General features: G+C 49.3%; 13 protein-coding genes. 3 read left to right on the plus strand and 10 right to left on the minus strand.

What is annotated here, in order from left to right; all coding sequences use genetic code 11:
• The first annotated feature begins 12 nt into the window (after window positions 1–12).
• Window positions 13–1,110, plus strand: coding sequence for a HAMP domain-containing sensor histidine kinase (locus Q0135_RS06155; RefSeq protein WP_297989354.1), 1,098 nt, complete (start codon window positions 13–15; stop codon window positions 1,108–1,110).
• Between the two features lie 1,048 nt (window positions 1,111–2,158).
• On the opposite strand, the gene Q0135_RS06160 is transcribed toward Q0135_RS06155, so the two are convergent.
• The 6 genes from Q0135_RS06160 to Q0135_RS06185 all read right to left on the minus strand — a co-directional run bounded on the left by Q0135_RS06160 (window position 2,159) and on the right by Q0135_RS06185 (window position 8,175).
• Window positions 2,159–2,755 carry a metallophosphoesterase gene (locus tag Q0135_RS06160; protein ID WP_297989209.1) on the minus strand — a complete coding sequence of 199 codons (597 nt, stop codon included), beginning with the start codon at window positions 2,753–2,755 and terminating at the stop codon, window positions 2,159–2,161.
• Window positions 2,756–2,838: 83 nt separating this feature from the next.
• Window positions 2,839–4,332, minus strand: a complete 1,494-nt coding sequence (locus Q0135_RS06165) for an RNA ligase (RefSeq protein ID WP_297989211.1) — start codon at window positions 4,330–4,332, stop codon at window positions 2,839–2,841.
• A 315-nt stretch (window positions 4,333–4,647) separates the two neighbouring features.
• Window positions 4,648–5,688 (minus strand): isoaspartyl peptidase/L-asparaginase family protein, encoded by a 1,041-nt coding sequence (locus Q0135_RS06170; RefSeq protein ID WP_297989213.1) that lies wholly within the window; start codon window positions 5,686–5,688, stop codon window positions 4,648–4,650.
• Window positions 5,689–6,105: 417 nt separating this feature from the next.
• On the minus strand, window positions 6,106–6,543 hold the full coding sequence (locus tag Q0135_RS06175; RefSeq protein WP_297904949.1) for a DUF417 family protein: 438 nt from the start codon (window positions 6,541–6,543) through the stop codon (window positions 6,106–6,108).
• Window positions 6,544–6,733: 190 nt separating this feature from the next.
• A complete protein-coding gene (locus Q0135_RS06180; protein ID WP_297989214.1) occupies window positions 6,734–7,897 on the minus strand; it encodes a thiamine-phosphate kinase in 1,164 nt (387 codons plus the stop codon).
• A gap of 125 nt (window positions 7,898–8,022) precedes the next feature.
• Window positions 8,023–8,175, minus strand: a complete 153-nt coding sequence (locus Q0135_RS06185) for a hypothetical protein (protein WP_297989216.1) — start codon at window positions 8,173–8,175, stop codon at window positions 8,023–8,025.
• Between the two features lie 156 nt (window positions 8,176–8,331).
• Here Q0135_RS06185 and Q0135_RS06190 point away from each other — a divergent pair, with 156 nt between their 5' ends.
• Both Q0135_RS06190 and Q0135_RS06195 read left to right on the plus strand, forming a co-directional pair.
• Complete coding sequence (locus tag Q0135_RS06190) at window positions 8,332–8,574, plus strand: hypothetical protein (protein ID WP_297989218.1); 243 nt, start codon at window positions 8,332–8,334, stop codon at window positions 8,572–8,574.
• 47 nt (window positions 8,575–8,621) lie between these two features.
• Window positions 8,622–9,092 (plus strand): hypothetical protein, encoded by a 471-nt coding sequence (locus tag Q0135_RS06195; RefSeq protein ID WP_297989219.1) that lies wholly within the window; start codon window positions 8,622–8,624, stop codon window positions 9,090–9,092.
• 90 nt (window positions 9,093–9,182) lie between these two features.
• On the opposite strand, the gene Q0135_RS06200 is transcribed toward Q0135_RS06195, so the two are convergent.
• The 4 genes from Q0135_RS06200 to fabD form a co-directional block, all read right to left on the minus strand.
• Entirely contained in the window at window positions 9,183–10,649 is a 1,467-nt protein-coding gene (locus Q0135_RS06200) for an aldehyde dehydrogenase family protein (protein WP_297915464.1), read from the minus strand.
• Between the two features lie 856 nt (window positions 10,650–11,505).
• The gene (locus tag Q0135_RS06205; RefSeq protein ID WP_297989222.1) at window positions 11,506–12,255 is read right to left on the minus strand and encodes an ATP-binding protein; all 750 of its coding nucleotides are present in this window, start codon (window positions 12,253–12,255) and stop codon (window positions 11,506–11,508) included.
• Complete coding sequence (locus Q0135_RS06210) at window positions 12,252–12,950, minus strand: 5'-methylthioadenosine/adenosylhomocysteine nucleosidase (protein ID WP_297924727.1); 699 nt, start codon at window positions 12,948–12,950, stop codon at window positions 12,252–12,254. The genes Q0135_RS06205 and Q0135_RS06210 overlap by 4 nt, the downstream gene beginning before the upstream one ends.
• The gene (gene fabD, locus Q0135_RS06215) at window positions 12,947–13,891 is read right to left on the minus strand and encodes an ACP S-malonyltransferase (RefSeq protein WP_297989223.1); all 945 of its coding nucleotides are present in this window, start codon (window positions 13,889–13,891) and stop codon (window positions 12,947–12,949) included. The genes Q0135_RS06210 and fabD overlap by 4 nt, the downstream gene beginning before the upstream one ends.
• Window positions 13,892–13,893: the final 2 nt, after the last annotated feature.

A 13,893-nucleotide genomic window follows, 5' to 3' on the forward strand; every position in this document is an offset into this window, starting at 1 on the left:
GCCGTGTCCAAAATGCGTCAAATTCTACCGATTTTTTTGCTCTATACGCTCACCAGCGTCCTGTTTTTGGCACTGGTAAGCAGTGTATTTTACGAGCGGGAGAAGTTTTTTATCGCGGATCGCGATGCCTTTGCGATCAGGGATTTCAAGCACGGCTTAGAGGCTAAGCTAGCGCGCGGCGGGCGCCTAAACGAGGGCGATTTCGACGCCATGCAGGCATACGCGGCGGATCTGAATAGCAGCGATGAGATCGCGCGGGATTTTGAGCCGAAGGATGATGCGCCGCGCGTGTATATGGAGGGAGCGAGCAGGATCGAGCAGTTTAATCTCGCCGCCAAGGACGGCACGGAGTACTACGTAGCGATCAAAACTGAGGCGCTTGAGGGCAAGCTGGCGGCGCTGAAGCTTAAAATTTTAGCTGTGAGCGCGCTTGTTTTGGCGCTTATTTTGTTGATCGCGTATTTTATCATCCGCCTTTCACTGCGCCCGCTTTATGAAAAGATCGAGTTTCTTGACGGCTTCATCCGCGACACGACGCACGAGATAAAAACCCCGCTTAGCGTGATTTTGATGAGTATCGAGCTTTTTGAAACCGAGCCGAAAAAATATCTGGGTAATATCAAGGCGGGCGCAAATACGATAAACGCGCTATTTGAGGATCTAACCGCGCTAAGCTTAAACAAAAGCGGCAGCAGGCGGGAGGTAAATTTAGGCGAGCTAGTGCAAAGCCGCATAGAGTATTTCGGCGTCTCTGCGGAGCAAAAGCGCATAAGCTTAAGCGCCGATCTGCGCCCGGTAACCTTTTGCGCGGATGAGTTTAAGCTGCGAAAAATCATTGACAATCTGCTTGGCAATGCGATAAAATATTGTGATGAGCTCGGCTGCGTCGAGGTGAGCCTAAGCGAGCGCTCGCTTCGCATAAAAAACAGCGGCGCGGGCATCGCGCGGCAAAATCTGCCGCATATTTTCGAGCTTTACACCCGCTTTGATCAACGCAACGGCGGCTTTGGCATCGGGCTTTTTATCGTGAAAAAATACTGCGACGAGCTCGGGCTTAAAATTTCGTGCGATAGCAATGAGGATTGGACGGAATTTGAGGTGAAATTTTAACTTTACACAAATGAAATTCTGCGCAAACGAAATTTTAGAAGGCGGGCTTGCTAGGCTTAACCGCGTGAGTTTAAATTTAGCTAGCGCGATTCCGTCCGCAAAATTTGCGCCAGATTATAATTTGACGGCGGAATTTGCGCATGTAATTCGGTCGCACCCACAAAATTTCGCCCGCCGGTTTGCAAAATACGCAGCGTAAAATTCTACGGAATTTCGTGAAATTTTATTTGGACGCGAGCAGAATTACGGCGGCTAGGGATAAAATTTGCAGCAGTTCAGATAAAACCGCGCGCGACAATCGGCAAAATTCCGTAAAAATTTCGCGGCGCGCCGATTGGGTTCGCCCTTGCTCTGTTACTTCATACGCGCCGTATTCATGGCTGCGCAAAAGGCTGTGTCGTTTTAGGTTTCGTACTAAAATATCTATTTGCTTCTCATTCTTGCCGCTCGGTGTGTTGGCGTGGACTACGCGCGAGTAAATTAAAATTTAGCTCCGTCACGCCGAAGCGAAGCTTTATTAAAACGATTGGAGCAGATATTTTAAGCGCGTAATCGTCTTTTAATACGCACCGATCTTTTAAAGCGTGCGGCAAATTTTAAAATTTGCGCGTAGGCAAAAGGGCAAAATTTGAGCGGTGAAGCTAGGTTTTATCGCTTTTAAATTTGACTTCGTCTTTCATATAAAATCAAATTCTGGGATTTTTGAATAAGCTATTAAATTTAACCAAATTTGACCCCGCCCGAGTCAAAATAGGTGGGATCGAATTCGATCATTTCTTGCCGAGCGCTTACCTGCTCTCTGCGCTATCTGCTAACCCGATCATTTCTCGCCAAGTGGCCAATAAACGATCGGTTTGGCTCCAAGTCTTGCTTCGCCGTGATACATCCCTAGCTTATCTTTCGTCCACGCAAAGCCCGTGTGTCAGTGCTTGTCGATAAAGATACCGCCGAGTCCTTTGCCTATCCCGGTATTATGCGGGTGCTTTTGTAAGATATTGCGGCAGGCTACGCTTAAATCAATGCTGCGGCTGTCCGCGTTTAGCCCGGATCACGAATATCTTGCCGCGATTTGCCTTTGCCCTAAAATTTGCACGATCTCCTCTAAGCTTAAAATTTTGCCGTGCGAGTCAAAGCCTACGTTTAGTATGCGCCCCTCTAGGCTGGAAGCGCGGTCGTGCAAGTGTCCGTGAAGCATAAAAGAGCCTCGCGAGGCGTGGTTGTGCTCCTCTACGGGATAGTGAAACATACAGATGCTCATACCCGCCTTGCCGTCCTTCATCGCGCCCGCGCCGCCGTCAAAATTTAGCTCCTTGTAGTGCAGGATATCGCTAAAAATAGGATTTCCGTCATCTTTTAGCTCGCGCAGCAGCGCTTCTTTGTTTTGGCTAATGAGCGTATCGTGGTTGCCTAAAATCAACACATGCGAGCCGTTTAGCCTACGCGCGACGCTTTTTAGATCCTTCAATTTATTGCAAAATGCAAAATCTCCCAGATCATAAACCGTATCCTCTGGCCTCACTACGGCATTCCAGAGCTCTATTAGCTTTTCGTTCATCTCGCTTACATCGTTAAAAGCCCTAAATTTAGGGCAGTATTTCATAATATTGCCGTGATAAAAATGCAAATCGGAGGTAAAAAATATCATCATTTTCCTTTAAGCTTTAATCGCCGCATCGAATTTACGCTTTACGTTCAAATTTACGCGGCGTCAAATATTCGCGCTAATCGCTAAACTTTTTCTAAAAATTCTTTTATAAAGCCTAGCTTGCCCTGCTCGTCAAGGGATCTAAATTCACGCTCGTTTGCTTTGATGTGATCGACCAATGGGTGAAATTCCTCATCGAGCTTGGTTTTATCCAGTTTGCCGGAAAGCGCCTCGTTTTTACTGCGAGCGAAAAATTTATTCACGAGATAATAAGGCGTTTTCATCTTAAAGCAAAAATCGTTTTGGCTTGGGATATACACCATAAAGCCCTCGAATTTCGCCTCTTTGACTATATTTTTAAGCTCCGCAAAGGTCGTTTTTAGATACTGCTCGCCATCTTTATAAAAAGGTCTTTTTAGTGCGCCAGCGGTACTTGCGGCGATCTTATCCAGCTCAAATTCGCTCTCTTGCGCGCCGGTTTTAACGTCGATAAGTCCGATAAAAGTCTCTCCAAGCTCCTCTTCTACAATGTGCGGATCGCTCTCGTCGGTGATCTCAAATAAAAAAGTTTTATTTGGATAGCGTTTGAAAATCTCTTCAAATTTACAGCAGTGCTCGCGCGTCATCTGTGCAAATCTACTATCGGTCGATCCCGTCGTAGAGTAGATGACGCGGCGGTTAAAGCTCGCGCCGCTCTCGCCAATATCTACGTAGGTGCAACACCCCAAAAAGCCGTTTACCTTTCGCACGGCAAGCACGGGCGTATCGTCTGTGATATCGATAGGATAAAGGCTTTTGCGCGAGGTAAATTCCGAGTAGTTATAGACCTTTTTAAACGGACGCACGATGATATTTAAATTATCGTCCATTATGAGTCCGCGCATCTCAAGTAGCGCCTTATCCCAATCGGCTTTGAAAAAGACGCGTTTTGAGTATTTGTAGGTGCGAAGCTCGGGATAAAGCTCGCTTTGACGCGCACTCCAGAGCCTTTTATCCTGCGTGGCGGCGATATATTTTTTCGTTACGTAGGTATTTTGCGCCGCATCAAAGGGCAGATCGCGCCTGTTTAGAGCTGCCGCGTCTTTGATCTTTTGCGCTACGCTTTCGCTCATAGGATTGACGGGCGGGATCAAAATTTCGCCCTCTATTTTGTTGTTTGCGACCTTGATAAACATCGCTATCACCGTATCTTCATCGACGCCGTGCTCGGAGGCGAAGAAATTTTGCATTCTAAAGCATTCGAAAATAAATCCATTCTGGGCGGCTTGCTCTTTTAGGCTTAGCAGCTCTTTGGTGCGCGCACTCACGTTGCTAAGCACGATAAGAACGTCTTTATCTTTGTTTTCCATGGCAAATTTATACGCCTGCTTTATCTCGCGGGCGACCTTGCGCTTTGCATCCTCCAAAAGCTTCGGCGACCAAGTATAAACCCCCGCCTCATCGGTTAGAAACATATCGTTTTCCAGATGATAAATTTGCGCCTGCGGGTATTCGTTTCGAAATTCTTTAATCTTCTCTTTTGCGAAAGTCGTTTTACCCGAGCCCGCGTGTCCGCGAACGACTATAAATTTTTTCATTTTACCGCCTTGATTTTATGTGGCGATATTCTACCTGAAATTTGAGTGCTTTGGTATCAAGAAATATGGATTTCGGTAAAATTTAAGGCTCGGTGGAGTTTAATACCCCTTGTTTTGAGCCTAAGTTAAAGAGAGCCGATTTTAAATAGAAAATTTGCGCTTCGCCGAGGTGCTGAAAGTAAAATTTAACCGAATTTAGCCTCGCCGAAGCGCTTGATCGACGAAGGCGCTAAATTTGATAGATGTGCGATAAAAAGCGTATTTATCCTCGCTATTTGATTTAAATTTAGCCCCGCAAAGGGGCTAAATTTACGTTTATTTCTCCCCTAACGGCCAATAAACGATCGGTTTGTCTCCGAGCCTTGCTTCGCCGTGATACATACCTAGCTTATCTTTAGTCCACGCAAAGCCGGTGTGTCCGTGCTTGTCGATCGAGATGATGCCGCCGCTACCGCCTAGAGCTTTGACCTGGGCTACTGCATCTTCGGCTGCTTTTTGCACGTCGGAGGTTTTGTATTTATACAGAGCTGAGACCTCGTGCGCGGCGTTTACGCGCATGTAGATGTCGCCCGTGCCGGTGCAAGAAACCGCCACCGAGTCGTTGTCGGCGTAGGTTCCGGAGCCTATTATCGGGCTATCGCCGATGCGGCCGGTCATTTTGTTGGTCATGCCGCCCGTGCTGGTCGCTGCGGCTAGGTTGCCGTTTTTATCCAGCGCGATCGCGCCTACGGTGCCAAGATATGGACGCTCGTGTAAATTTAACGACGTCTTTTTCGCCTTTTCGCTATCAAGTAGCAGCTTTTGCTTCTCTTTGGCTTTTTGCAGCGCGTCGTATCTAAACTGCGTGAAAAAATACTTCTGATCGACCATCTCCAGGCCGTTTTCTTTAGCGAGCTTGTCGGCTCCCTCGCCCGCAACAAGCGTATGCCACGTCTTATCCATCACGAGTCTGGCGCCTAGAATCGGGTTTTTGATATGACGCGCCATCGCGACCGCGCCCGCTTTTTTGGTCGAGCCGTCCATGATCGAGGCGTCGAGCTCGTTAAATCCGTCGGATGTAAATACCGCGCCCTTGCCCGCGTTGAAATTCGGATCGTCCTCAAGCACCATAATGGCCGCCGTTACGGCATCCATCGCGCTACCGCCTTTTTCAAGCACGGCTTGACCCGCTAAAAGCGCTTTTTTCATCGGCTCCTCGCGGATTTTAAACTCCTCCTTGGTTAGATCAAGTCCGCTGGTGCCGCCGTGAATGACGATGACTGGGGAAAATTTCTCCTGCGCATTCGCAACCGTTAGCCCGAGCAGAGCTAGACTCGCCGCCATAAAAACGGCCTTTGAGAGTGAAAAGTGCTTCATATCTCATCCTTTCGAAAAAATTGGAGAATTTCTAAGGAATGATATAACTTTGCGCTTTTCGTTTCGCTTAATCAAACGCGAATTCGGCCGGATCTAAATCTAATGCTTTGAGCTTAGGATTAAGCTTTCGCCGTCAAATTTAACGCGACTAAATTTGTGGCACAATCTGATAGGTCAATTTAAATTTTATAATTTTGAGTTTGTGCGTTGGCAAAATTTAATTACCGCAGCTCGATAAATTTCAACCGTGCGTCATAAAATTTTAGCGCGCGGTCGTATTTTAAACGGCGCTACGCAAGCAAGCAAACTCAAGCACGCAACCGCTAGCAAAGCAAGCTTTAAATCAAAACGCCTCAAACTCGCCGTGCGCGATCATTTAGTGTTGCGTCGGAACCGACGCCAATATGTTTTGATGGCTCAATCGCAGCTTTTTTCTCCGCGGCAAAGGCGCGCCAGGTCGTATTTTAGCAGCACCAAGCCAAGGCCTAGCAAGAAAAGGTCTTTAAAGATAAAGCCGTCGATCTTGCCCAGCTGCGGCAGTAGGCTGAGCGTGCTCAGCGCCATGACGATCACGATGAGATCGCCCACGATGCCCGCCTTCGGCTTGAAAAAGCCCGCGATGAGCGAGAGATAACCCACGGTCTCCACCACGCCCAAAAAATAGCTCGCGCCGGCGTCCCCGAGCGCTGACGGTAAAAACGAAAGCCACGTCTGCGAAAAGAGCGGCTTTAAAGCCTCCACCTCGAACTCAAACCACTTGTAGTTGCCCATCACGGCAAGCACGATGATAACGGAAAGTCTTGCGAATATAATATCCGCGTCGCCTGCGACAAATTTTTTTACGATCTCCCTCATACGGCTCCTTTGTAAATTTTGTAGCGGTATGATAGCGAGCTTGCGTGTAGGCTACGTGAAGGAGCGAAATTTCAAATTTCAAATTCCTCGGCTTCATAAAATTCTACGCCTCCACAAAATTTCGTGGCTCCACAAAATTTGAAATTCCATGCCGCGCGCCTTAAAAATTTAAAGCGAGCTCGGCAAAATTTCAAGGCGCGAAGTGGTGTGAGCTGCCGTGAAATTCCATAGAGCTTTGCGGCGTGCGCGGGCAAACCTCGGCGATGATATTGATCGAAACGCCCGCCTTAGCGGCAATTGCGTAGATTTTGGGCAAAAACTTCGGCGCGAAGCTGAACAAAATCTCGTACTCCTCGCCGCTTTGCAACGCAGCCTCGCTAGGGCGGGCGATCCAGCGCACACCCACGCCGCTAGCCTCCAGCAGGCGGGGCAGATCCTGCGCGAGCCCGTCGCTAATGTCCATCGCCGCGCTGATGAACTTCGCCGCCTTGTAAAAAAACTTATCGCGCAAGACGGGCCTAACGAAGCGCGAATTTTTTGAAATTTTTGCGCGCATATCCTCGCGCAGATCAAACACTGAGCCTTCGTACGCGGGGCTTTGAGACACGGAATTTTCGCATGCGAGGCTTTGCGCCGTAGGGCTCTTGTGATCGTCTCTGCTCCGCGACACGGAATTTTGCGCCGAATTTTCGGCGTCCAGGCTTTGTAGTTTAGCGCGCGCAGATGAAATTTTATCGTCCGGGCTTCGCACCTCATCGCCAGGATTTTGTGCCGCTGAAGCCTCAGTATTTAGGCCCTGCAGCGCGTTATTTGAGCTTTGCAGCGACGAAATTTTATCGTTTCGGTTTTGCGTCTGCGAGCTAGCGGGCGAAATTTCATCTCTTAAAAGCACCGCTAGATCGCGCCCGACGCTACCCAGCTCGCCGGTATGCGCGATGAGATCGCCCACGCGCGCGCCGCTGCGAAACACTGGGCGCTTGCACTCGCCGATCAGACTCACGCTAAGCGCGATGCGATCCGAGCCGATCGTGTCGCCGCCGATGATCCGTATGCCCCACTCGCGCGCCGTTTCGCTCACGCCCGCGCACAGCTCGTCGATCTCGCGCGTGCCGATCTCGCGCGGCAGCGCAAGCCCCAGCAGGGCGTATTTGGGGCGCGCATTCGTCGCGATCATATCCGAGATGTTCACGAGCATCGCCTTTGCGCCGATCTCGCGCAGGCTCAGCCAGCCACGGCGGAAGTGCACGCCCTCGACGAAAAGGTCCTTGCAATACGCCCGCTCGCCGATTACGGCGCAATCATCGCCGTTAAGCTTCGATCTAAATTTCTCAAAAATATACCGCTCCTTATCCATGCGCCCTCCATTAAATTTAGCGTTACGCCGCAGCCGCGCGAAAGCTAAGAAACCCGAATTTGCGGGCCTTTGTTTAAATTTCATCGTATACGCGCAGCAGGAGTTCTACGCTCTGCTTTGCAAGATTATAGCGTAAATTTATATTTTTGCCGCGCGAGTTTGCCTGCGGTTCGGTGCGGCTCGATAGCAAAATTAGTAATCGCATGAGCTTTGGGACTTAGCGCGGCTCGGTACGGACGAGGTCTGCGATAAAACGGCGCCGAGGTTGTTTCTTGCATGCACTCGCCTACGCTCACTCGCACAGATGACGGCTCTTTAAACGGCGAGTTTGAAATTTTAAAATTTAGCCGTAGCGCAGCGAGATTAAATTTAAACGCTGCGTAAGCGTAGTGAAGTTAAAATTCGCCTGAATATTTTATATAAACGGAGGGCTAATGGGCATTTATTATGATCTGGCTAGAGGCTGGTTTATGTTTCTGCTACTTGGCGTGATTTTGCTCAATAGCGTTTATGTAAAGGGTAATTATATAAAGCATTTTTTTGATTTTAATGTATTGATTGAGTCTGTGAAAGAAACCAAAGAAAATTTAGGTTTCGCACACAAATTTATAGGCGTATTTTATTGCGTATCTCATTTATTGCCTATTTTTGCATTTATTTGGGACTTTTTGCATTAATATTAAAAATATTTGTTTATTAAATTTGGAAAATCAAGGAATTCCAGATGAACGATACCAAACCGGATGAGCCGCTACTAATCATAAAAAGGGCGAGGCGTTTTTATGGACCTTTTTATGCGGTAGTTAAAATTTTACAATTTTATATCGCCATTGTTTTTATAATGCTTGATAAACCTTATGCTCCTATCGTAGGCTGGATAACGCTAATCGGTCTTTTTTATACGACGGTTATTCCGAATTGCTTTAAATTTATTGCGTGCTACGATGATAAAGTGATAGTAAGATATATATTTTGGCAAAGGATTCTAAAATATGATGAGATTAAATATATTGCTACATTTGCATATCTGCCTGGAGGCGAAACATTTTGCCTAAAACTAAAATTTAATTTGGCAAATATCGTATTTAATCTAAGCTCGATTATTTTGCCTTTAAGCTATATAACAAAAGAGGATTTTGAAAAATTAAAAATTTTAATGAGTGATAAAAATATCGAATACAGGGATTTTATCTAAACCGAAGCAGTCTTAAAATCAAATACTCAATCAAGTCAATCAGAATAAAATTTCGGGCGGCGCAAACCGCCCGAAATACCGCGCTAAGCCTTACTGCTCGTAAAAGCCGCTCGGTTTGGAGATCGTGTCGATGTAGATGTTTTTGGTCTGGGTGTAGTGATCCAGGATCATCTTGTGCGTTTCGCGACCGATGCCCGATTCTTTGTAGCCGCCAAACGGCGCGCCGGCGTGGATCTGGTTGTAGGTATTGACCCACACGCGACCCGTCTCAAGCAGGCGTGCGACCGTGAGCGCCTTTGCGATATCGCGCGTAAATACGGCGCCGCCTAGTCCGTAGAGGCTGTCGTTCGCCATGCGGACGAGCTCGTCTTGATCTTTAAATTTAATCACGACGCCCACAGGACCGAAGATCTCCTCCTGCGCCACGCGCATGTCGTTGCGCACGTCCACGAGTAGCGTAGGCTCGACGAAAGCCTCTCCCGCGCTATGTCGCTTGCCGCCCACGGCGATCTTAGCGCCCTCTTCTACGCCGATTTTTACGTACTCTAAAATTTTATCGGCTTGCTTTTTGTTGATCTGGCATCCCATCTGGGTATTCGGATCGAGCGGATCGCCCACCTTGATGCGCTTAAATTTCTCCACGAGCGCCGGTACGAATTTATCGTAGATGCCCTCCTGCACAAAAATTCTACTTCCCGCGCAGCAGACCTGGCCTTGGTTGAAAAGAATTCCCAGCTGCACGCCGTCGATCGCAACATCGAAGTCGCAATCGTCAAAGATGATATTTGCGCTCTTGCCGCCAAGCTCAAGCGTAGCGGGGATGATCTTTTGCGCCGCGGCTAGCGCGATGCCTCTGCCGACCTCGGTCGAGCCCGTAAACGCGAGCTTATCGAGCCCTTTGTGAGTGCGGACGAACTCGCCTGCTTTGCTTCCCTTGCCGGTTACGACGTTGATGACGCCCTTTGGAAGTAGCGGCGCGATTAGGCGGATGAACTCCAAAATGCTAAGGCTGGTCTCGGAGCTTGGCTTAAATACGCACGTATCGCCCGCAGCAATCAGCGGAGCGAGCTTCCACGCGCCCATCAAAAACGGGAAATTCCACGGCACGATCTGTCCTACTACGCCGATCGGCTCGCGTAAAACGACGGATAAATAGCGCTCTTTTAGCATATTGGCGCTGCCCTCCTCGCCCAAAATCACGCCCGCAAAATAGCGGAAATGCTCGATCGACCACGCTACGTCGACCGCGCGCGTCTCGCGGATCGGCTTACCGTTGTCGATAGTCTCTACGGTCGCGATGAACTCGGCGTTTTGCTCTAGGACGTCGGCGATCTTATTTAGCAGCGCGCTGCGCTCATAAACGCTAGTGCGACGGAAGCTCTCAAACGCCTTGCGGGCTGCGGCGACCGCTCTATCGACGTCGGCCTTGCTAGCATCTGCGATCTTTGAAATTTTCTCGCCGGTAGCGGGATTAAAAACGTCTAGGCTCGCGCCGCCTTCGGCACCCACAAACTCGCCGTCGATGAAAAGCTTATAGCTTGGTTGGATTGTAGCCATGCTTACTCCTTTGTGAAATATGACATTCGCTATTATATATCCGCGGCGATTAATGCGGCATAAATTTCGGAGCGAAAATCGGTTAAAATTTCGTAGTGTGTAAATTTGAGGAGCAGTACGACGCGAGCGAAATTTTAAAATTTAATCTGAGCGAGCGACAGCGGAGGGTTTGAGGAGTTTTGAATCCGCGTGAAATTTAAGCCCTCGCGAGCGGCAAAATTTCAAAATGTAACGTTTATGAAACGAGAGCGTAAATTCGGCTGCGCGAAATTTTAGAATTTTGCTCCGATAAAATTTTAAAATTTGGCTCCGTTTGAATTTTGAATTCGGCTTCGTTAAAATTTTAAAATTTTGCGGGGTAAAATTTCTAAAACATTTTTTGAGATGAAATTTCCAAAATTGTCTTTCGCGCGAGCTTTGCGAGCCTCTTAACGCTCGCTCGTAAGGCTCCGCTTAGTACGGGCGGCTTTTGAGCAAGACGAAAGTACGGCGCCGAAAACAGCCGCGGCTGTTTCGCAAAAACAGATACAGCGACGCACAACTTACTATCGCTTGTAGCTTCTCGGGCACAGAGGGCACAGTCGCTCATGCGCATAGCTTCGGACGCAGAAGCACACCACTCTAGCGCAGTCGGACGCAGGGGCTCAATCGCTCGCGCCACAACTTAGATGCGGTGGGGCGACTACTGCTCGCACTGCGGCTCGCAGCTCGTTTGAGCACGGGGGAAGATAACTACTCTGCGTGCGTCAGGCTCATTCAAGCCAAAAAATCGAACTGGGCGCGCGAAACTCATGCTATCGCAAGAACTGCGCGCTTTGAATTCGTTTGAGCGAGGGAGTGCAAACCGCTTAAAATTTTAAAATTTAGGCTCGAAAAAGGTCTCTTCGTGGATGTTGGCAAAGGCGGCTTGCAGGCTGATAAAAAACCTCGGATGGGCCTTTTCGTACTGCGCCAAAAGCTCCTTCGTAGCGGCGCGCGCAGTGGGCTCCTTGCCGCCGTATTGCCTCGCGGGGCAAACCTCCTCCTCGCGCATGATCGGAAGCTCGTTATCTCTGGCGCAGGCGGCGATTTGGCGCTCGCGCGTGAGAATGAACGGGCGGATGATCACAAGCCCATTTTCGGCGACGTAGCGCGGAGCGAGGGTGCGCAGCGCGCCGTTGAAGGTGAAATTCATAAAAAAGCTCTCCGCGGCGTCGTCAAGGTGGTGGGCGATGGCGATCTTATTAAAGCCGTGCTCAAGCGCATAGGAGTAGATGTAGCCGCGCCTCATACGCGAGCAAAAGCTACAAAACGTGGTGTTTGCGCGGATCTTTTCCTTGCCGAATTCAAAAATTTTAGTATCGATTATCTCGTAGGGGATCTCGTGCTCTTTAAAATGCGCGCTTATCTCGTGCAGGTCCTCGCCGATGCCGTAGGTGACGGTAACGGCTCGAAACTCCCAATCTAGCGGGCTTACGCTTTGGAAGTGCTTCAGCACGTGCGCCAAGCTCATGCTGTCCTTGCCGCCGCTAAGAGCTAGTAAAATTTTATCGCCGCGCTTGAACATCTTGTATTTGGCGTTGGTTTGTCCGACGCGGCGAAGTAGTTTTTTGGAGAGGTTTATCATAGCCTTTCGATCATTTTTAGGACGAAATTTGCGCTCGTTTGCGCGCTTTTGACCATAAACTCGTCAAAGTCAAACTCCGCTTTGTGTCCCGCCTCATCGCTTATCGCGCGCAGCACGCAAAACGGCACGCCTAGCGCGTCGCACACCTGCGCCACGCTCGCTCCCTCCATCTCGACCGCGCTCGCGTCAAACGTCCGCTCGATCCAGCTCTTGCGCTCCTCACCGCTTACGAACTGATCGCCGCTAGCTATGACGCCTGATTTTAGCGTGATGCCTAGCTGCTCGGCGACGCTTTGCGCGATAGAATTTAGCTTCGCATCGGTTTGGACTGAAATTTTACTTCCCGGCACGAATCCGTGCGGATGCCCAAACGCCGTGATATCCAGATCGTGCTGCACGAGCGCGGTAGCGTATAAAATTTCGCCGATCTTAATGCCGCGCTTCAAAGCCCCCGCGACGCCCGTAAAAATGAGCGCGCGCGCGCCGAATTTCTCGATCATAACCGTAGCGGTCAGGGCAGAATTTACCTTACCGATCTTCGAATACGCGATCACGAGATCGTGGCCGTTAAGCTTAGCGGCGTAGAATTTATTATTCGCGTGCTCCACGGCCTCCACGCTCACACTCCGCTCGCGCAGCGCAGACAGTAGTGGCTCGATCTCTTCGGGCATAGCACCCAAGATCGCTACTTTCATCCGTTCTCCTTTGCAAATTTCAGGAACTCATCTAAGCTCGCAAGATCCGTGATGCTGAAGGTTGGCTTCTGCGTGATCTTTTTGTTTATACCTTTTAAAACCGCCGCGCCGAACTCGACGAAGCAGTCCGTCTCGCTCTCATAATTTTTGATGCTTTGCTTGTAAAGCACTGGGCTAATAAGCTGGGCTTTCAGCAGCTCTAGCGCTTCGGATTTTGTCCTGTATACTCGCGCCGTGGCATTAGCGACGACGGGGGCAAAGCTCTCTTTTAGCGCGGGGCGTAAAAATTCCAAAAGCTCGTCGCTAGCACTCCCTAGCATCGGACAATGGCTCGCGACGCTCATATTCAGTAGCATTGCGCGCTTTGCGCCCGCGGCTTTAAACTCGCTCTCAAGCGATGCGAGATCATCTTTTTTACCCGCGACTACAATCTGCCCATCGCAGTTATAATTCGCCGCCCAAACCTGCTTGCCTGCGCTCGTCGCATCCGCGCAAATTTTTTCAACTGCCTCGTCGGCAAGAGCTAAGATCACCATCATTCCGGCGCCTTTGCCCTCGCAGGCGCTCTGCATGAGCCCGCCGCGAATATTTACTAGCTTTAGCATCTGCTTCGGCTCTATTCCTCTCGCAGCGCTTAGCGCACTAAACTCGCCCAGCGAATGTCCGAGCAAAAACTGCGGAGCGATGTTAAGCTTTTCTTGATCCAGCCTTTCTTGTAGCGCCGCAAGCGCCATCATGGAATTTAATGCAATCGCGGGTTGCGTAAATTCCGAAACGTCGAGCTTATCGTTAGGCTCAAATAGTAAATTTTTAAAATCGATATCGGTAAAACTTGAAGCCTCATCCAAAAGCGCGCGCGCAGATGCGGAGTTTTCGTAAAACTCCCTGCCCATGCCTACGCTTTGGCTGCCCTGTCCGGGGAAGATAAAAGCAAATTTCATAA

This window comes from uncultured Campylobacter sp., assembly GCF_937981295.1.
Taxonomy (GTDB): domain Bacteria; phylum Campylobacterota; class Campylobacteria; order Campylobacterales; family Campylobacteraceae; genus Campylobacter_B.